At 62.6% G+C, this 17,570-nt stretch carries 20 protein-coding genes and 1 pseudogene; 5 read left to right on the top strand and 16 right to left on the bottom strand.

Features of this window, described 5'->3' with window-relative positions; genetic code table 11:
- Positions 1–3 precede the first annotated feature (3 nt).
- The 14 genes from pal to B4M43_RS05750 all read right to left on the bottom strand — a co-directional run bounded on the left by pal (position 4) and on the right by B4M43_RS05750 (position 11,187).
- Positions 4–513: a peptidoglycan-associated lipoprotein Pal gene (pal, locus tag B4M43_RS05815; protein ID WP_296265008.1), complete on the bottom strand. Its 510-nt coding sequence runs from the start codon at positions 511–513 to the stop codon at positions 4–6.
- Positions 514–566: 53 nt separating this feature from the next.
- A complete protein-coding gene (tolB, locus tag B4M43_RS05810) occupies positions 567–1,817 on the bottom strand; it encodes a Tol-Pal system beta propeller repeat protein TolB (protein ID WP_296265006.1) in 1,251 nt (416 codons plus the stop codon).
- A gap of 47 nt (positions 1,818–1,864) precedes the next feature.
- On the bottom strand, positions 1,865–3,001 hold the full coding sequence (gene tolA / locus B4M43_RS05805) for a cell envelope integrity protein TolA (protein ID WP_296265004.1): 1,137 nt from the start codon (positions 2,999–3,001) through the stop codon (positions 1,865–1,867).
- Positions 3,001–3,453, bottom strand: coding sequence for a protein TolR (tolR, locus tag B4M43_RS05800; protein WP_296265002.1), 453 nt, complete (start codon positions 3,451–3,453; stop codon positions 3,001–3,003). The genes tolA and tolR overlap by 1 nt, the downstream gene beginning before the upstream one ends.
- Before the next feature lie 14 nt (positions 3,454–3,467).
- Positions 3,468–4,163: a protein TolQ gene (gene tolQ, locus B4M43_RS05795; RefSeq protein ID WP_296265001.1), complete on the bottom strand. Its 696-nt coding sequence runs from the start codon at positions 4,161–4,163 to the stop codon at positions 3,468–3,470.
- Positions 4,164–4,165: 2 nt separating this feature from the next.
- Entirely contained in the window at positions 4,166–4,618 is a 453-nt protein-coding gene (gene ybgC / locus B4M43_RS05790; RefSeq protein ID WP_296264999.1) for a tol-pal system-associated acyl-CoA thioesterase, read from the bottom strand.
- A 125-nt stretch (positions 4,619–4,743) separates the two neighbouring features.
- Complete coding sequence (gene ruvB / locus B4M43_RS05785; RefSeq protein ID WP_296264997.1) at positions 4,744–5,790, bottom strand: Holliday junction branch migration DNA helicase RuvB; 1,047 nt, start codon at positions 5,788–5,790, stop codon at positions 4,744–4,746.
- Positions 5,787–6,404 (bottom strand): Holliday junction branch migration protein RuvA, encoded by a 618-nt coding sequence (ruvA, locus tag B4M43_RS05780; protein ID WP_296264995.1) that lies wholly within the window; start codon positions 6,402–6,404, stop codon positions 5,787–5,789. The genes ruvB and ruvA overlap by 4 nt, the downstream gene beginning before the upstream one ends.
- Positions 6,405–6,513: 109 nt before the next feature.
- Entirely contained in the window at positions 6,514–7,038 is a 525-nt protein-coding gene (gene ruvC, locus B4M43_RS05775) for a crossover junction endodeoxyribonuclease RuvC (RefSeq protein ID WP_296264993.1), read from the bottom strand.
- Between the two features lie 121 nt (positions 7,039–7,159).
- A complete protein-coding gene (locus B4M43_RS05770) occupies positions 7,160–7,906 on the bottom strand; it encodes a YebC/PmpR family DNA-binding transcriptional regulator (RefSeq protein ID WP_296264992.1) in 747 nt (248 codons plus the stop codon).
- A gap of 114 nt (positions 7,907–8,020) precedes the next feature.
- Positions 8,021–9,796, bottom strand: a complete 1,776-nt coding sequence (gene aspS / locus B4M43_RS05765) for an aspartate--tRNA ligase (RefSeq protein ID WP_296264988.1) — start codon at positions 9,794–9,796, stop codon at positions 8,021–8,023.
- Positions 9,797–9,886: 90 nt separating this feature from the next.
- Positions 9,887–10,108, bottom strand: a complete 222-nt coding sequence (locus B4M43_RS05760; RefSeq protein ID WP_296264986.1) for an FmdB family zinc ribbon protein — start codon at positions 10,106–10,108, stop codon at positions 9,887–9,889.
- A gap of 62 nt (positions 10,109–10,170) precedes the next feature.
- Positions 10,171–10,506: a ribbon-helix-helix domain-containing protein gene (locus B4M43_RS05755; RefSeq protein WP_296265344.1), complete on the bottom strand. Its 336-nt coding sequence runs from the start codon at positions 10,504–10,506 to the stop codon at positions 10,171–10,173.
- 207 nt (positions 10,507–10,713) lie between these two features.
- A complete protein-coding gene (locus tag B4M43_RS05750; RefSeq protein WP_296264984.1) occupies positions 10,714–11,187 on the bottom strand; it encodes a Dps family protein in 474 nt (157 codons plus the stop codon).
- Positions 11,188–11,457: 270 nt separating this feature from the next.
- On the opposite strand from B4M43_RS05750, the pseudogene B4M43_RS21090 reads away from it, so the two are divergent.
- Positions 11,458–11,763, top strand: a pseudogene (locus tag B4M43_RS21090) (cold shock domain-containing protein membrane protein); the annotation flags it as partial.
- Between the two features lie 21 nt (positions 11,764–11,784).
- Positions 11,785–12,051, top strand: coding sequence for a cold shock domain-containing protein (locus B4M43_RS21085; RefSeq protein WP_414707819.1), 267 nt, complete (start codon positions 11,785–11,787; stop codon positions 12,049–12,051).
- A 45-nt stretch (positions 12,052–12,096) separates the two neighbouring features.
- Here the strand turns inward: B4M43_RS21085 and B4M43_RS05740 are convergent, their stop codons facing one another.
- Both B4M43_RS05740 and B4M43_RS05735 read right to left on the bottom strand, forming a co-directional pair.
- The gene (locus tag B4M43_RS05740) at positions 12,097–12,303 is read right to left on the bottom strand and encodes a SlyX family protein (protein WP_296264980.1); all 207 of its coding nucleotides are present in this window, start codon (positions 12,301–12,303) and stop codon (positions 12,097–12,099) included.
- Entirely contained in the window at positions 12,293–12,724 is a 432-nt protein-coding gene (locus B4M43_RS05735; protein ID WP_296264979.1) for an HIT family protein, read from the bottom strand. The genes B4M43_RS05740 and B4M43_RS05735 overlap by 11 nt, the downstream gene beginning before the upstream one ends.
- 732 nt (positions 12,725–13,456) lie before the next feature.
- On the opposite strand from B4M43_RS05735, the gene B4M43_RS05730 reads away from it, so the two are divergent.
- The 3 genes from B4M43_RS05730 to B4M43_RS05720 all read left to right on the top strand — a co-directional run bounded on the left by B4M43_RS05730 (position 13,457) and on the right by B4M43_RS05720 (position 17,570).
- On the top strand, positions 13,457–14,722 hold the full coding sequence (locus B4M43_RS05730) for an OprD family porin (RefSeq protein ID WP_296264977.1): 1,266 nt from the start codon (positions 13,457–13,459) through the stop codon (positions 14,720–14,722).
- Between the two features lie 158 nt (positions 14,723–14,880).
- Positions 14,881–16,596, top strand: coding sequence for a proline--tRNA ligase (locus tag B4M43_RS05725; RefSeq protein ID WP_296264976.1), 1,716 nt, complete (start codon positions 14,881–14,883; stop codon positions 16,594–16,596).
- A gap of 20 nt (positions 16,597–16,616) precedes the next feature.
- The gene (locus B4M43_RS05720) at positions 16,617–17,570 is read left to right on the top strand and encodes a hypothetical protein (protein ID WP_296264974.1); all 954 of its coding nucleotides are present in this window, start codon (positions 16,617–16,619) and stop codon (positions 17,568–17,570) included.

Below are 17,570 nucleotides of genomic sequence, written 5' to 3'. Positions count from 1 at the left end.
GACTTACTTACGCAGTTCTACGCGACGGTTCTGGGCCCAGCTCTGCTCGTCGTTGCCGGTAGCAACTGGACGCTCTTCGCCGTAGGAAACCAGTTCCAGCTGAGCAGGGGAAACGCCCTGCAGCACCAGGTAACGCTGAACGGCTTTGGCGCGACGCTCGCCCAGAGCCATGTTGTACTCGCGAGTACCGCGTTCGTCGGTGTTGCCTTCCAGCACGACACGGCTGCCGTTGGACTTCAGGTCCTTGGCGTGAACGTCCAGAGCGCGCATGGCTTCTGGCTTCAGGTCCGAGCTGTCGTATTCGAAGTAGAAGGTGGTGATTGCGCGCAGAGCAGCTTCTTCGCTCAGGCTGCCATCGACAGCGCCAGTGTTGGCACCGTAACCGGCGTTAGGGTCGACAGCACCAGCGTTGCTGCCTTCACCTGCGTTGTCACCGCCCTTGGAGGAGCAACCTACAGCTACGGCCATGGCCAGAGCCAGCGCAGCGAATTTACCAAACTTCAGCATTTCCATCGTGAAACTCCTAATGAAACCCCAGTGTGTTAAGCAAAAGTATTACGCCGCAATCAGTTCAGGTAAGGGGACCAGGACGGTTCTCTGACTTCGCCTTGAGCGGTAGGAAGCGGGAGCCTCGTGCGTCCGTTTAGGGACACGAGCATCAAGACTCCCCGGCCCTGCTGGCGGGTGGCGTAGATTAGCATGGTGCCGTTGGGCGCAACAGTAGGCGACTCATCAAGACTGGTCTCGGAGAGAATCTTTACACTTCCGCGCTGCAAGTCCTGTGCCGCCACTTTGAAGTTGGTAAAACCTTGCTGGCGGTGAATCATGACCAACGTTTTTTCATCGGCCGACAACTTGGGGTTGGCATTGTAGTTACCCACGAAAGTAACGCGTTCGGCACCACCGCCGCTGGCCGACGTTTTATAGATCTGTGGTTTGCCGCCACGGTCGGATGTGAAGTAGATGGTGTTGCCGTCTTTACCCCAGAACGGTTCGGTGTTGATACCCGGGCCTGCGGTGACGCGGCTGATCTGACGCGAACCCATGTTCATGACATAGATGTCGGGGTTACCGTCTTTGGACAGAACGAACGCCAGGCGCGAACCGTCGGGCGACCATGCCGGTGCGCCGTTGAGGCCTTCGAAGTTGGTGACCTGCTCGCGGCGACCGGTATCGATGTGCTGGACGAAGATGCGCGGGCGCTTCTGCTCGAACGACACATAGGCGATACGCTTGCCGTCCGGCGCGAAACGCGGCGAGAGGATCGGCTCGCGCGATTGCAGCAATGTCACCGCACGGGCACCGTCGTAGTCGGAACGCTGCAGGGTGTAGCGCGTATTGGTGGCCGAGAAGCGTTCGGCGGTCACGTACAGCATGCGGGTGGAGAACGCGCCCTTGATGCCGGTGAGCTTCTCGAACGACTGGTCGGCGATGTAGTGCGACATGTCGCGCAGCTGGTCGGTGGTACCCGACACGCTGCCGGTCAGCACTTGCTGCTCGGTGGCCACGTTGAACAGGGCGTACTGCACCTGCAGACGACCACCGGAAGGTACGATGCTGCCCACCATGACGTACTGCGCACCCAGGGCTTTCCAATCGCGGAAGATGACTTCGCTGGCCTGGCTCGGCTGGCTGATCATGTTCTGCCGCGGGATCGGCGAGTAGTAGCCGGAGTTGCGCAGGTCATTGCCGATGATCTCGGCCATGTCTTCGGGCAGCACGCTGCCGCCCTGCAGACCGAAGGGCACTACGGCGATGGGAGTGGCCCGGTCGCTACCGCTGGTGACCAGGATGTTCTTTTCATCTGCCACTGCCATGCCTGCCACGCAGCAGAGCAAGACAAGCAGTCCTCTCAGACGTTTAATCACAACGCAAGATCCTCAGGTGTAAATGTCATCTTGAATGACCGGTACGGGTTGAACTCGTTCGGCTTCAAGCCTTGCATTTCGGTCAAGCGACCAATGTTCTTCACTGCTGCCACGGCCGAACTGTCGAACGACGCATCGCCGCTGGACTTGGCGACCTTCACGGCGGTGACGGTGCCATCGGGCAGCATGTTGATTTGCAGCACCACGGTCATGCCCTTGCGAGCGGACGGTGGACGCGCCCAACCTTCGGCGGCTCGCATGCGGATCAGGTCGTCGAAATCGCCGGCTACCTGGTCACCCTGCTCGTCGGCCAGGGCCTGCTGCCGCTCGGTGGTGTCGGACAACAGCTCGGCCAACGCCTGAGCCTTCTTGTCTTCCGCCGCCTTGCGCGCCGCATCCTGGGCTTTTTTCTTCTGAGCGTCCGCAGCGGCCTTTTTCTTGGCCTCTTCGGCTGCCTTCTTCTTCGCATCCTCGGCCGCCGCTGCCTTCTTGGCGTCCTCGGCTGCTTTTTTCTTGGCTTCTTCGGCTGCCTGCTTTTTAGCGTCTTCGGCGGCTTTTTTCTTCGCCTCTTCCGCAGCCTGTTTCTTGGCTTCTTCTTCGGCCTTCTTCTTGGCCTCTTCTTCAGCCTTCTTCTTGGCGATGTCGGCCTGTTGCTTCTCGGCGGCCTTCTTCGACTCGTCGGCTTTCTTGGCCTCGTCGGCCTTCTTGGCCTCGTCGGCTTTCTTGGCTTCGGCGGCTTTTTTCGCCTCGGCAGCCTTGGCCGCTTCCTCGGCTTTCTTGGCTTCGGCGGCCTCGCGCGCTTCTTCGGCCTTTTGAGCGGTGTCGGCTTTCTTTTGTTCCGCGGCCTTCACGGCCTCCTGCTCGACCTTTTTCTGTTCGAGCTGCTCGACTTCGGTCTGCCGTGAAGCGGTCTTCTTGGCCTCGCCAGCAATCTTCTGGTTGGTCTGGGTGGTCGCCTGGCTCTTGGACTTCAGCTGGTACAGCGTAGCCTGAACGATGGGCTTGGACGGCGGCAGTTCCGGCGTCATGGCGAAGCTGACGAACAGCATGCCGAAGACCAGCACGTGCAAGCCAATGGCCCAGACGCTGGGCCAGAAGTAGCTTTCCGAGGCGGAGGGCTCTCGCTGCTGCATCAGGGCGCCTCGGTGATCAGGCCAACGTTACCGACGCCGGCTTGCTGCAGCCCGCCCATGGCGCCCATGACCGAACCGTAGTCCACGGCTTTGTCGCCACGGATGAACACCTGGGTCTGCTTACCCTGGTCGCGGCCGGCGGCGATGATCTTGGTCACGGCGCTGGTCATGTCCGGCAAGGTCATGGCCTTGTCCATCTGCTTGTCGGTGTCGACTTCGCTGCCAAGGTTCCAGTAGTAGGTCTTGTCGGCCTTGATGGAGATGGTGAGGATCTGCACGTTGTTGTCCTGGGGCAAGGCCTCGCTGGACACCTTGGGCAGATCCACCTTCACGCCCTGGTTGAGCATGGGTGCCGTCACCATGAAGATGACCAGCAGCACCAGCATCACGTCGATGTAGGGCACCACGTTCATCTCGGCGACCGGCTTGCGTTTGTGGCGAACTCGGGCCATGGGTTTCTACCTGATCACTCTTCGCTGGTGTGTACTTTGCGGTGCAGGATGGCCTGGAACTCGTCGGCGAACGTGTAGTAACGGCCGATCAGGGTCTCGCTGCGCGCGGCAAAACGGTTGTAGGCGATGACGGCGGGGATGGCGGCGAACAGGCCGATCGCGGTGGCGATCAAGGCTTCGGCGATGCCGGGCGCTACGGTGGCCAGGGTCGCCTGCTGGGCGCTGGCCAGGCCGCGGAACGAGTTCATGATGCCCCATACGGTGCCGAACAGACCGATGTACGGGCTGGTGGAACCGACGGTGGCCAGGAACGGCAGGCTCTGCTCGAGTTTCTCTTCCTCGCGGGAGATGGCGACGCGCATGGCCCGCCCTACCCCTTCCATCACCGCATCGGGATCGACGCCCGGCTGCTGGCGCAAGCGCGAGAACTCCTTGAAGCCTGCGCGGAACACCTGCTCGACACCCGAATCCGGGTCGGGGTTGCTGCCGGCCTGGCGATACAGCTTGGACAGGTCGATACCCGACCAGAACCGCTCTTCGAAGGCGTCCAGCGCGCGACGGCCGGCACGCAGCATGGCGCTGCGCTGGAAGATCATGATCCACGAGGTCACCGAGGCGGCGACCAGGGTCAGCATGACCAACTGCACCACGACACTGGCATTGGCGACCAGGCTCCACATGGAGGTATGGTCGACGACGTTTGCTTCCACGCTTATTCTCCTGCGTTCGATTGATGACCCGAGCAGTCCGCCTGGAACGCATCGCGCAGTTCCGGGGGAATGGCTCGGGGTTTGAAAGTGTCGGCGCGCACGGCGGCGATCAGGAATCGCCCCTCGCAGAGCAAAGTCCGATCGCGCTCCCGCCATACCTGCTGAATGAAGCGCAGGCTGGCCCGGTTGAGCTCACACACGTGCGCGGTTACCCGCAGTTCGTCGTCCAGCCGGGCCGGCGCCAGATAGCGCGCTTCACTGGAGTGGACGACGAACAGAAGATCTTGTGTTGCCAGCTGTGCCTGGGAAAAGCCAAGGTGACGCAGCCGTTCGGTGCGCGCGCGCTCCATGAATTTGAGGTAGTTGACGTAGTAGACCACGCCGCCGGCATCGGTATCTTCGTAGTAGACGCGACAGCGGTGTGCGAACGGTTCCAGCTCATTTTGCGCGCGCATACTCTAGTGCTTACTCCTCGGCTTGCCAATCCGGCAGAACAACTGTTTTTTCGCAGGCTTTGTCGCAGGTTCGGCCCGCTCGCCGAGCGCCAGCGGTAGGACCACGCAAAAGCGGTTTTGATCGACTACTCGTCGCCTGGATCGGAAAATTCCCCACCTTCGGCGAAGCGCCCCGGAATGTTCAGACCGAAGTGCAGATAGGCATGCCGCGTGACCACGCGCCCGCGTGGCGTACGCATGATGTAGCCCTGCTGGATCAGGTAGGGTTCGAGCACGTCTTCGATGGTGTGGCGTTCCTCACTGATGGCCGCCGCGAGGTTGTCGACACCGACCGGGCCGCCGTCGAACTTTTCGATCATGGTCAACAGCAGGCGCCGGTCGGAGTGGTCGAAACCACGCTCATCGACATCGAGCAGGTTCAAGGCCATGTCGGCAATGGACTTGGTGATATGGCCCTGCCCGCGCACTTGCGCGAAGTCGCGCACGCGCCGCAGCAGACGGTTGGCGATACGCGGGGTGCCGCGCGCGCGCCGGGCGATCTCGAACGCCCCTTCGGGATCGATCGGCAGACCGAGAATCCCTGCCGAACGCGAGACGATCGTGCTCAGGTCCTTGTTGCTGTAGAACTCCAGGCGCTGGACGATCCCGAAGCGGTCGCGCAGCGGGTTGGTCAGCATGCCGGCGCGGGTGGTGGCGCCGACCAGGGTGAACGGCGGCAGGTCGAGCTTGATCGAACGGGCCGCCGGGCCTTCGCCGATCATGATGTCGAGCTGGAAATCTTCCATCGCCGGGTACAGCACTTCTTCCACCACCGGTGGCAGGCGATGGATTTCGTCGATGAACAATACGTCGTGGGGTTCGAGGTTGGTCAGCATCGCCGCCAGGTCGCCCGGCCGTTCGAGGATCGGCCCGGAGGTGCTTTTGACCGACACGCCCATTTCGTTGGCGATGATGTTGGCCAGCGTGGTCTTGCCCAGGCCCGGCGGGCCGAAGATCAAGGTGTGGTCGAGGGATTCGTTGCGCCCGCGCGCTGCCTGGATGAACAGGCCCATCTGGTCGCGCACGACCGGCTGGCCGATGTAGTCGTCCAGGCTGAGCGGACGGATCGCGCGGTCCTGGACCTCTTCGCGATCGCGGCCGCTGGCGGCGATCAGTCGGTCGGCTTCGATCACTTGACGATCATCCCTTTGAGGCTACGGCGGATCAGCTCTTCGCTGCTCAGGCCGGCCTTGTCCTTGATCGCGCCGATGGCCTTGCTGGCCTCCTGCGGCTTGTAGCCCAAAGACACCAGTGCGCTGACGGCATCGGCCTCGGCACTGGAGTCGACTGCCAACGGCAGCGGCCCGTCGGACACCAGGGTGAACATGGCCGGCGAGGTTTCCCAGGCCTTGAAGCGGTCCTTGAGCTCGACCAGCAGCCGCTCGGCGGTCTTCTTGCCCACACCCGGCACGCGCACCAGCACCGAGGCGTCCTGAGCCTGCACGCAGCGCACCAACTCGTCTACCTCCAGCCCGGACATCAGCGCCAGGGCCAGCTTGGGGCCAACGCCATTGAGCCGGATCAGCTCGCGGAACAGCTCACGCTCGCGCTTTTCGAAAAAGCCGTACAGCAGGTGCGCATCTTCACGCACCACTTGATGGGTGTGCAGCGTGACCATCTCACCGACCTTGGGCAGGCGATAGAGCGTCGTCATGGGCACTTCCAGCTCATAGCCCAGGCCATTGACGTCGATAATCAGGTGCGGCGGCTGTTTTTCCGCCAGGGTGCCGCGCAAACGTCCAATCACGTGTCGTTCCTTTAATCGGGGCGGGTGGCTCGTGACCGCCTCACCCTATCAGCAAATGCCCAGGGTAAGTGCTTCCCTGGGGCGAAATATGTATCAACGCATGAAGCCTCTACAGCCGCAAGCGCCCGCCGCGCCGGCGGGCCGTGCCCAGGCCGTGGGGCACCAGGCTGGAGCGGGTATGGGCGTGGCACAATGCGATGGCCAAGGCGTCGGACGCATCGATCTGCGGCTTCTGGGTGAGCTTGAGCAGGTGCATCACCATCAACTGCACCTGCTCCTTGTTCGCCCCACCTGTGCCGGCCACCGCCTGTTTGATCTGCGTGGGGCTGTATTCGGCCACCTCCAGCCCGGCCTCGGCCGCCGCGACGATCGCCGCGCCTCGGGCCTGGCCCAGCTTCAGGGCGGAATCGGGGTTGCGCGCCATGAACACCCGCTCGATGCCCATGGTGACCGGCCCATGCAGGCGGATCACCTCGGCCACCCCGCGAAAGACGACCTGCAAACGCGAGGGCAGCTCGCCGTCACCGGTACGGATACAGCCCGAAGCCACGTACTCGCACCCACGGGCCGTCTGCCGCACCACACCGTAACCGGTGATGCGCGAGCCGGGGTCGATACCAAGAATCAAAGTCATAACGCCTGCAATGCAAAAAAGGCGCAGGATTGCGCCGGAGTACCCAGAGTGCCGCGTAACAGGCCCGGACCGGCTCGCACCCCCTGATCGAGGCACGAGCAAGCCCGTATTCGTTTGGGCGCTAGCCCAACTGCTCCATGACCTCGTCGGAGATCTGCGCATTGGAGTAGACGTTCTGTACGTCGTCGAGGTCTTCGAGCATGTCGATCAGCCTGAGCACCTTCTCGGCGCCGTCCTGGTCCAGCTCGGCGCTGGTCGTGGGCAGCATGACGATTTCCGCGTCGGCGGCCTTGAAGCCGGCCTCCTCCAGGGCATTGCGCACGGCATAGAAGCTGTTGAACGAGGCGAACACGTCGAAAGAGCCGTCGTCGTTGGCCACCACATCGTCGGCATCGGCTTCCATCGCCGCTTCCATCAGTGCGTCTTCGTCCACGCCGGGGGCGAAGCTGATCTGCCCCTTGCGTTCGAACAGGTAGGCCACCGAGCCGTCGGTGCCCAGGTTGCCGCCACACTTGGAGAACGCATGGCGTACGGCGGCGGCGGTGCGGTTGCGGTTGTCGGTCATGGCTTCGACCATGACCGCTACACCGCCTGGGCCATAGCCTTCGTAGCTGAGCTCTTCGACGTTGTCGCTTTCGTTGGTGCCGGCACCGCGCGCCACGGCACGGTCGATGATGTCGCGGCTCATGTTGGCGCCCAGCGCCTTGTCCAGCGCCAGACGCAGGCGCGGGTTGGAGGCCGGGTCGCCGCCGCCCTGCTTGGCCGCGACGGTCAGCTCACGAATCCACTTGGTGAAGACCTTGCCTCTCTTGGCATCCTGGCGCTCTTTGCGGTGCTTGATGTTCGCCCACTTGGAATGACCAGCCATAACGACTCCAAATCCTTGAAACAGAAACAGCCCCGCCCCTGGACGGGGCGGAACGGGAAACTTGCGGTATGTCACAGGGGTGGCTGCCGCTGCTAGCCACCCCTGGTGCCGAGCTTACTCGACCTTGGTCTGCTCGCGCAGACGGATGTGCAGCTCACGCAGAGCCTTGGCATCGACCAGGCCTGGAGCCTGGGTCATGACGCAGGCCGCGCTCTGGGTTTTCGGGAATGCGATCACTTCACGGATCGACTGGGCGCCGGTCATCAGCATCACCAGACGGTCGAGGCCGAAGGCCAGACCGCCATGGGGCGGCGCACCGAACTTCAGCGCGTCGAGCAGGAAGCCGAACTTCTCTTCCTGTTCCGCCGCTTCGATGCCCAGCAGACGGAACACCGCCTGCTGCATTTCCTTGCGGTGGATACGGATCGAACCGCCGCCAAGCTCGGTGCCGTTCAACACCATGTCGTAGGCGCGCGACAGCGCGGTGGCCGGGTTGGCCTCGAGCGCTTCGGGCGAGCACTTGGGTGCGGTGAACGGGTGGTGCAGCGCGGTGAAGCTGCCGTCTTCGTTCTCTTCGAACATCGGGAAGTCGACGACCCACATCGGCGCCCACTCGCAGGTCAACAGTTCGAAGTCGTGGCCCAGACGGATACGCAGTGCGCCCAGCGCTTCGCTGACCACCTTGAACTTGTCGGCACCGAAGAAGACGATGTCGCCGTCCACCGCACCCACGCGATCGAGGATCACGTTGAGGTTGGCCTCGGGGATGTTCTTGACGATCGGCGATTGCAGGCCTTCGACGCCCTTGGCGCGCTCGTTGACCTTGATGTACGCCAGGCCGCGGGCACCGTAGATGCCGACGAACTTGGTGTATTCGTCGATGCGGCTGCGCGGCATGCTGGCGCCGCCTGGCAGGCGCAGCGCGGTGACGCGGCACTTGGGATCGTTGGCTGGGCCGCTGAAGACCTTGAAGTCGACGTCCTTGAGCTGGTCGGCGACGTCCACCAGTTCCAGCGGGTTGCGCAGGTCGGGCTTGTCGGAACCGTAGCGGCGCATGGCTTCTTCGAAGGTCATGTGCGGGAAGTCGCCGAATTCGAGGTCCAGCACTTCCTTGAACAGCTTGCGGATCATGCTTTCGGTCAGGCCCATGATCTCGGTTTCGTCGAGGAAGCTGGTCTCGATGTCGATCTGGGTGAATTCGGGCTGGCGGTCGGCGCGCAGGTCTTCGTCGCGGAAGCACTTGGCGATCTGGTAGTAGCGGTCGAAGCCGGCGACCATCAGCAGTTGCTTGAACAACTGCGGCGACTGCGGCAAGGCGAAGAAGCTGCCGGCGTGGGTACGGCTAGGTACCAGATAGTCGCGCGCGCCTTCGGGCGTGGCGCGGGTCAGGATCGGCGTCTCGACGTCGAGGAAGCCGTTGTCGTCGAGGAAGCGGCGGATGCTGCTGGTGATGCGCGAACGCAGACGCAGCTTGTCGGCCATTTCCGGACGGCGCAGGTCGATGAAGCGATAGCGCAGGCGGGTTTCTTCGCCGACGTCGGAGAATTCGTTGAGCGGGAACGGCGGCGTTTCGGCTTCGTTGAGCACCGTCAGTTCGTAGCCCAGCACCTCGATGGCGCCGGAGGTCATGTTGGCGTTGACCGCGCCGGCAGGACGCAGGCGGACCTTGCCGGTGATCTGCACGACGTACTCGCTGCGCACGCGGTCGGCGGCGGCGAAGGTTTCGGCGCGGTCCGGATCGAAGACGACCTGGGCCAGGCCTTCGCGGTCACGGATGTCGAGGAAGATCACCCCGCCGTGGTCGCGGCGACGATGGACCCAACCGCAAAGGGTGACTTCCTGGCCATCCAGGCTCTCGTTCAGTTGGCCGCAATAGTGGCTGCGCATCATGATGGTGGTTCGCTTCTCGTGATCGTGTGTTCGGTGGGGGCTCGCCGGCCCAGGGGGCCATACTGCAAGACCTGCGCACTGCAATTCAACTCAGTCGGGCTTGTTGTCGCCGGCCAGGTTCTTCTTGGTCCCGGTCTTGAAGTCGGTTTCGTACCAACCGGACCCGCCCAGGCGGAACCCGGGAACGGACAACTGCTTCTTGAGTTCGGGCGCCTGGCAGGCGGGGCAATCGGTCAGCGGCGCTGCACTGATTTTCTGCAGCGCCTCCAGCCGGTGATCGCAGGCGGCGCATTGATAGTCATAAAGGGGCATCGACGTTTCTCATCAACACAATGCTGACTGCCGGAGCAGCCAAAAACGCCGATTATATATGGTTAAGGGGTGCCGTGCAGCTCACTGTTCATCGGCCGTCGAGCGTCGGGCGGGTCGAGCAACCAGGCGACACAGACCACCCTGACCAATCCACTGAAATTTCTTACGCCGCCGTGGCGCAGGTGCACCTCGCGATCCAGATAGGACAACACCGCACTGACCGAACACCGATTGGCCTCGGCGATACGGTCGAGGATGCCCCAATACACACGCTCCAGCCTCAAACAGGTGGAAAAGCCGTTGAGCCGCACCGACCGCGAGACAGGGCAGGCACGTCGCATATCGAAGTCCTGCGCAAACGGATCGATGCATTGCTTGCCTGGCCAACCGCGCTGCATGGGCGCCTGCCGAGAAACCGCTTCCCTTGCTTCCATTGCCTACTTCCTCGCTCGAGTTACCCGCCTCAAGCTGCGGGCGTTCTGCAATCAGGCCTTGAAGGGTGCAAGGGATGCAGCGGGAAGTAGTTGCGCCCGATGCGAAAGTGCCCGACCCGATGACTCGGGCCGGGCACTCGCGGTGCGGCGAAAAGGCTGAGCGGTCGAAGCTTATTTGCCTTCGAGCAGCGCGCGCAGCATCCACGCGGTTTTTTCGTGGACCTGCATGCGTTGGGTCAGCAAATCGGCAGTCGGCTCGTCGCTGGCCTCGTCGACCACCGGGAACACGCTGCGGGCGGTGCGGGTGACCGCTTCCTGGCCTTCGACCAGTTGGCGGATCATTTCTTCGGCCGACGGTACGCCCTCTTCTTCCTTGATGGTCGAATGCTTGGCGTAGAACGCGTAGGAGCCTGGCGCCGGGAAGCCCAGCGCACGGATGCGCTCGGCGATGGCGTCCACGGCCAGGGCCAGCTCGTTGTACTGCTCCTCGAACATCAGGTGCAGGGTACGGAACGCCGGGCCAGTGACGTTCCAATGGAAGTTGTGGGTCTTCAGATACAACACGTAGGTGTCGGACAGCAACCGGGACAAACCGTCGACGATCTGCTTGCGGTCCTCTTCTTTGATACCGATATCAATAGCCATGGATCTCCCCTTTTGCATAACGTTTGATGAGCAAGCCGATACTGTATCAAGACTCGTGCGCAGATGCCGGGTTCCGCGATGCGAGCGCACCGCCCGCCCCGGCCGTTTGAGAAGCCGGCGCCTTTACGGTTAAATAGGCAGCGTGCCACCCGTGCGGATCAATAATGCCGGGTGCATAGGCTGGACTGCCACGTGACCGCGCCTAATACCCTTGCGCACCGCGCCACCAGCTCTCCCTGTGATTGACCATATCAATGTGAGCCAACCCCCATGTTCAAGATCGTCCATCTGGTGACGGGCGTTGCAGCGCTGCTGCTTGCCTCGATCCCAAGCCTCAGAACCGAAGCCATCCTTTCCCTGCAGCTACCCGAAGCGGTCTACCTGGCCTTGCTCGGCCTGCTCAACCTGTTGCTGGCGCCTGTTGTGCCGCTGTATTACCGCGGTTCGCGCCGGGTCTTGCAGCGCCTGGCCAGCGCGCTGCTGGTACTGGCCGTCATCCTGCAAACGGTCACCCTGCTGGCCCGACCAGAACTGGGCAACCTGCCAGCACTGCTCTGCGCGGCCCTCGCCGTTGCCCTGCACCTGGCCGCCGGCTTCGTGCGCAAACCGCGCAAGGCCCAGAGCCAACAGGCCACTCCCAGCGAGGACAGCGGCCGCGATACCGGCACCGTCAAGTGGTTCAACACCTCCAAGGGCTTTGGCTTCATATCGCGCGACTCGGGCGATGACATCTTCGTGCACTTTCGCGCCATCCGCGGCGAAGGCCACCGCGTACTCGTGGAAGGCCAGCGCGTGGAGTTCTCGGTAATGCACCGCGATAAGGGCCTACAGGCCGAAGACGTCGTCGCCATCAACCGACGTTGATCGCAGCGGCGCTACGTGGCATTGCTCCACGTGGCGCTGCCCCTCTCAATAATGCGGTGGCGGCGCTTCGTCGCCTTCACTGCCCAACTGCCCAACCAGATCGTCGTAGCGCTTGAGCAGATGCGCCATCTGCTGCTGTAGGCGCTCGATCTGCCTCGCCTGCTCGAACACCACCTCGTTCAGGGCCTGCAAGGTGTCGTCCTGAAACGCCTGACGCGTTTCCAGTTCGATGACCTGACTCTCAAGCGTCATCGCGCACCTCGACCCATTCGCTGCCCAGCAACTGCGCAAGGCGAACACGCAGCGCCTGCACTTGACCGGGCGCGTAAGCGATCGCCGGCACTCGGCCCCACACCGGCGCGGGCCAGGCTGCGTCGTCGCGCTTACGCACGATTACGTGCATGTGCAGTTGGCTCACCACATTGCCCAAGGTGGCCACATTCATCTTGTCGGCGGCATAGGCGGCCTTCAGCCCCTCGGCCAACAAGGTGGTCTCTTTCCATAACTGTTGCTGATCGGCTGCATTCAAATCGAACAGCTCGCTGACGTCCGGTCGACGCGGCACCAGAATGAACCACGGATAGTTGGCATCCTTGCTCAACAACACACTGCACAGTTGCAGACGGCCCAACTCGATCGAATCCTGCTGCAAACGCGAATCCAGAACAAACACGAACAACCTCCTCCACACCGACATCCACAATGGGCCGCAAGGATACCTCGCTTGGCGCGCGAGTACAGGACTGCCAGCAAGCACGTCGGGCTCAGCGCACCATAAGCGTGCGAGAGGGACGCCTCGTGCACGCAGATGGGTAACACTCGCTACTTTTCGCACCAGTCGAATCGGCTAAATGAGACTTACCCTCGATTGGGCACGCGCAAAATACTCAACCTCAACAAAGGCCGGTAACACCTTGACTTGCAAGGATGTGCGAGACGACCGGATCCACCCCCGCGCGGCCCTGCTGCAAACCGAGGCGGACCGAGCAAATACGGCCATCCGCAGCCTGCCCCGACCGCGAATGTGAAAAAAACATCAATAGGATGTGAAAATGAGCACGCTTGTTGCATTTGCATTCAATCAGTTCAGGAGGCTCCCGCGAACCTGGGGTTAAGGCAGGGGCCGTCCTGAAACGATAGGACGCTTTACATTTGCAACGCTTGCACCGTCGATCCCGCCGATTCGAGCGAAGGTCGTCATCTGGCACGCAAGGCGATGGGTTCACTGTTTGGACCCTTGCCTGTAACACAGATGGGTTGTGATCGGCATGGGTCGACCCGACCTGCCGAAACGTACAAGTCACAGTGGCGACACCGCCGCGGCGACATAAAAAGAAAGAGCTGCCCCAATAACTAAAAAGCCGGGTGCAGCGGACTCTTCCTAAAACCAAAGGAGCAAATCACGATGCGCGTGATGAAGTGGAGCATGATCGCCCTGGCCGTTGCGGCAGGGACCTCGCAGCTGGCAGTCGCCTCTTCGCAAGACGAATCGAAAGGTTTCATCGAAGACAGCAAGCTCAACGTCAAGACCCGCATGCTGTATTTCAGCCGCGACTTCCGTAACAACGAATCCGGCAAGAGCCGCGTGGAAGAAACCGGTCTGGGCTTCATCGGCACCTACGAATCCGGCTTCACCCAAGGCACCGTCGGCGTTGGCGTCGACGCCATCGGTCTGCTGGGCCTGAAGCTGGACAGCGGCAAAGGCCGCTCCGGCACCGGCCAGTTCCCCACCGGCTCCGACGGCCGCTCGCAGGACGAGTTCTCCGAAGGCGGCGCAGCGATCAAGTTCCGCGTCTCCGACACCGTGTTGAAAGTCGGTAACCAGTTCACCGCGATGCCCGTGTTCGCCACCGACGACAGCCGTCTGCTGCCGGAAGTCGCCGAAGGCGCCTTGATCACCAGCAGCGAGATCAAGGGCCTGGTCCTGCAAGCGGGTCGCTTCACCGGCTTGAACGCCCAGAACCGTACCGGCCACGACAGCCTCAACCTCACCGAAGCCGACGTCATCGGTGGTACCTACGCCATCACCGACGGCCTGTCCGCCAGCGTCTACCACTCCAACGTCGAAGACTACTGGCGCAAATGGTACGGCAACGTGAACTGGGCACTGCCCCTGTCCGACAACCAAGGCCTGGTGTTCGACTTCAACGTCTACAACACCAAAGGTGACGGCTCGAACAACATCCGCGCCTACGACGGCGACAAGCTCGACAACACCGCGTACAGCCTGTCGGGCGCCTGGAAGATCGGCGCGCACACCTTCACCCTGGCGCATCAGCGCGTCACCGGTGACGGCGACTACGCCTACGGCGTAGACGGTGGCGGCACCGTCTTCCTGGCCAACTCCGTGGCGCGCTCGGACTTCAACGCCGAGAACGAAAAATCCTGGCAGGCGCGCTACGACCTGAACCTGGCCGAGTACGGCATTCCCGGCCTGACCTTCATGACCCGTTACGTCCGCGGCTCCGACGCTCACGTCGAAGGCACCACCAGCGGCAAGGAATGGGAACGCGACATCGACGTCAAATACGTCTTGCAGGAAGGCCCGGCCAAGGACCTCAGCTTCCGCGTGCGCCAAGCCACCTACCGCTCTTCCGATGGCGTCTACTACGGTTCGGCTTCGCTGGACGAACTGCGCCTGATCGTCGAGTACCCGCTGAGCATCCTGTAAGCCCAGGCCTGCATTGCCCAGCACCCGAGAAAGCCCGGCCCCTGCCGGGCTTTTTCTTGGCTGACAAGGCCGCGCCCCTGGGGCATCCTGTACGGCTTCGACTCACCCCCGTACAATGCGGGGTCATTTCAAACATTAGGCAATCGACACGGCTCCCCATGCGCACCAGTCAATATTTGCTCGCCACCCAAAAAGAAACCCCGGCCGACGCCGTGGTCATCAGCCACCAGCTCATGTTGCGTGCCGGCATGATCCGCAAGCTGGCCTCTGGCCTGTACACCTGGCTGCCCATGGGCCTGCGGGTCATGCGCAAGGTCGAGCAGGTGGTCCGCGAGGAAATGAACGCCGCCGGCGCCCTGGAAGTGCTGATGCCCAGCGTGCAGCCTGCCGAGCTGTGGCAGGAATCCGGCCGTTGGGAGCAATATGGCCCGGAACTGCTGCGCATCAAGGATCGCCACAACCGCGAGTTCTGCGTCGGTCCGACCCACGAAGAGGTCATCACCGACCTGGCGCGCAACGAGCTGTCGAGCTACAAGCAGCTACCGCTGAACCTCTACCAGATCCAGACCAAATTCCGCGACGAGATCCGTCCGCGTTTCGGTTTGATGCGCGGTCGCGAATTCATCATGAAGGACGCCTATTCCTTCCATGCCGACCAGGCGTCGCTGCAGGACACCTATGACCGCATGCACCAGGCCTACACCAACGTGTTCACGCGCCTGGGCCTGGATTTTCGTCCGGTACAGGCCGACACCGGCTCGATCGGCGGCAGCTACTCCCACGAATTCCATGTACTGGCCTCGTCCGGCGAAGACGATGTGATCTTCAGCGACAGCTCCGATTACGCCGCCAACATCGAGAAGGCCGAAGCCCTGCCGCGTGAAAGCGTGCGGCCGATGCCCAGCGAAGAGCTGCGCCTGGTCGACACGCCCAATGCCAAGACCATCGCGCAACTGGTCGAAGAGCACGGCCTGCCGATCGAGAAGACCGTCAAGACCCTCATCGTGCGTGGCGCCGAAGAAGGCAAGCTGATCGCCCTGGTGGTGCGCGGCGACCATGAGCTCAACGAGATCAAGGCCGTCAAGCTGGAACAGGTCGCAGAACCGCTGGTCATGGCCACCGAAGACGACCTGCGTACCGCCATCGGCGCGGGTGCAGGCTCTCTCGGCCCGCTCAACCTGCCGCTCGAATGCATCATCGACCGCTCGGTGGCCCTGATGAGCGACTTTGCCGTTGGTGCGAACATCGACGACAAACACTACTTCGGCGTCAACTGGGAGCGCGACCTGCCGGTACCGCAAGTCGCGGACCTGCGCAACGTGGTCGAGGGCGATCCAAGCCCCGATGGCCAAGGCACCCTGGTGATCAAGCGCGGCATCGAAGTGGGCCACATCTTCCAGCTCGGCACCAAGTACAGCGAAGCGCTCAAGTGCCAGGTGCTGGGTGAAAACGGCAAGCCGGTGGTGCTGTCGATGGGTTGCTACGGCATCGGCGTATCGCGCGTGGTAGCCGCCGCCATCGAGCAGAGCCACGACGAGAAAGGCATCGTCTGGAACGACGCCCTGGCACCCTTCCAGATCGCCCTGGTGCCGCTGCGCTATGAAACCGAAGCGGTACGCGAGGCCACCGACAAGCTGTACGCCGAGCTGACCGCTGCCGGCTTCGAAGTGCTGCTCGACGACCGCGACAAGAAGACCAGCCCCGGCATCAAGTTCGCCGACATGGAGCTGATCGGTATTCCGCACCGTATCGTCGTCAGCGACCGTTCGCTGGCCGAGGGCAACCTGGAGTACAAGCACCGCACCGAACAAGACGCCCAACCGCTGGCGGTCGACGAGGTGCTGACCTTCCTGCAAGCGCGAGTGCGCCGCTGATAGCCAATGCCTGGGTGACCATGTTCAAGCGAAGTACCTTTGCCCTGGGGGGCGCCGCGCTCAGCGGCGCCCTGTTGCTGGGCGGCTGCGCCAACCCTATGTCGCAACGCAGCGACAACGAGGACCGTGTCGAGCGCAAATTGCTCGAACACAGTCTGCACGTCGATGTGGGCGAGCCCAAGGTGATGGAGTTGCCGCAGCGCCGGGTGCGCATCACCGAGCGCAAGCGTTTCGAAGTGACGGAATTCGAAGTGACCCGCCACTACGACCGCTATACCCCCTACCAACCCTGGCGCGAACTCTACGAGATGCCGCTGGGTGCGGTGGCCGTGGTCGCGGGCGTGGGCGCCAACGTGGTCAACCTGATCGCGCTCGGCAACCTGCCCGACAGCGTGACCCATGGCTGGCTGGAGTACGGCATCGCCGGGCTCAACCCGTTCATGAACGTGCAGTCCAACGGCCGCGCGCAGCAGAACCTGGCAGGCATCAGCGAAGTGCGCAAAGAGCAGCGCGAGGAGTCGATCAGCCTGCCCTGGAGCGAGCGCCCGGTGGAGGTCAAGGCCGGCAAAGCCAACCATGAGCTGAGCACCGACCAGAGCGGCGTGCTGCGCCTGAATCTGCTCGACAGCCCCTTCGCCGAGCAGAACCTCAACAAGGTCGGCACCTTGCACCTACAGGTGAACGACGAAGACAGCGGCGTACGGGGCGATGGCAGCCTGCTGGTCGGTAGCAGCCTGCGCGGCAAGCTGCGCGAAGCCCATGAGCTGATCTTCGACGACCTGGAAGACGACGATGTGGGCCAATGGGTATATCGGGTCAAGCGTCTGTCGGAGCTGGGCCTGGAAGAAGAAGCCAGCGAACTGGAACAAAGCCTGGTCGAACTGACCCGCAACGACCCGGAACTGCAAAGCGAACTGGTCCGCGCACTGGCCAAGCAGACCGGCCGCCTGGTCGCCGACCCCGGCGCTCAGTAA

Origin of the sequence: Pseudomonas sp. UBA6562, from assembly GCF_002434265.1 — a bacterium.
In the GTDB taxonomy this organism is placed as follows: domain Bacteria; phylum Pseudomonadota; class Gammaproteobacteria; order Pseudomonadales; family Pseudomonadaceae; genus Aquipseudomonas.
The sequence above is the reverse complement of the archived record's forward strand: the minus strand, read 5'-3'. Positions and strand labels throughout refer to the sequence as shown.

Coding starts and splice junctions, on each gene's coding strand:
- pal (WP_296265008.1), bottom strand. CDS start 513: ATGGAAATGCTGAAGTTTGGTAAATTCGCTGCGCTGGCTCTGGCCATG.
- tolB (WP_296265006.1), bottom strand. CDS start 1,817: ATGGCAGTGGCAGATGAAAAGAACATCCTGGTCACCAGCGGTAGCGAC.
- tolA (WP_296265004.1), bottom strand. CDS start 3,001: ATGCAGCAGCGAGAGCCCTCCGCCTCGGAAAGCTACTTCTGGCCCAGC.
- tolR (WP_296265002.1), bottom strand. CDS start 3,453: ATGGCCCGAGTTCGCCACAAACGCAAGCCGGTCGCCGAGATGAACGTG.
- ybgC (WP_296264999.1), bottom strand. CDS start 4,618: ATGCGCGCGCAAAATGAGCTGGAACCGTTCGCACACCGCTGTCGCGTC.
- ruvC (WP_296264993.1), bottom strand. CDS start 7,038: ATGACTTTGATTCTTGGTATCGACCCCGGCTCGCGCATCACCGGTTAC.
- B4M43_RS05770 (WP_296264992.1), bottom strand. CDS start 7,906: ATGGCTGGTCATTCCAAGTGGGCGAACATCAAGCACCGCAAAGAGCGC.
- aspS (WP_296264988.1), bottom strand. CDS start 9,796: ATGATGCGCAGCCACTATTGCGGCCAACTGAACGAGAGCCTGGATGGC.
- B4M43_RS05760 (WP_296264986.1), bottom strand. CDS start 10,108: ATGCCCCTTTATGACTATCAATGCGCCGCCTGCGATCACCGGCTGGAG.
- B4M43_RS05755 (WP_296265344.1), bottom strand. CDS start 10,506: ATGCAGCGCGGTTGGCCAGGCAAGCAATGCATCGATCCGTTTGCGCAG.
- B4M43_RS05750 (WP_296264984.1), bottom strand. CDS start 11,187: ATGGCTATTGATATCGGTATCAAAGAAGAGGACCGCAAGCAGATCGTC.
- B4M43_RS05740 (WP_296264980.1), bottom strand. CDS start 12,303: ATGACGCTTGAGAGTCAGGTCATCGAACTGGAAACGCGTCAGGCGTTT.
- B4M43_RS05730 (WP_296264977.1), top strand. CDS start 13,457: ATGCGCGTGATGAAGTGGAGCATGATCGCCCTGGCCGTTGCGGCAGGG.
- B4M43_RS05725 (WP_296264976.1), top strand. CDS start 14,881: ATGCGCACCAGTCAATATTTGCTCGCCACCCAAAAAGAAACCCCGGCC.
- B4M43_RS05720 (WP_296264974.1), top strand. CDS start 16,617: ATGTTCAAGCGAAGTACCTTTGCCCTGGGGGGCGCCGCGCTCAGCGGC.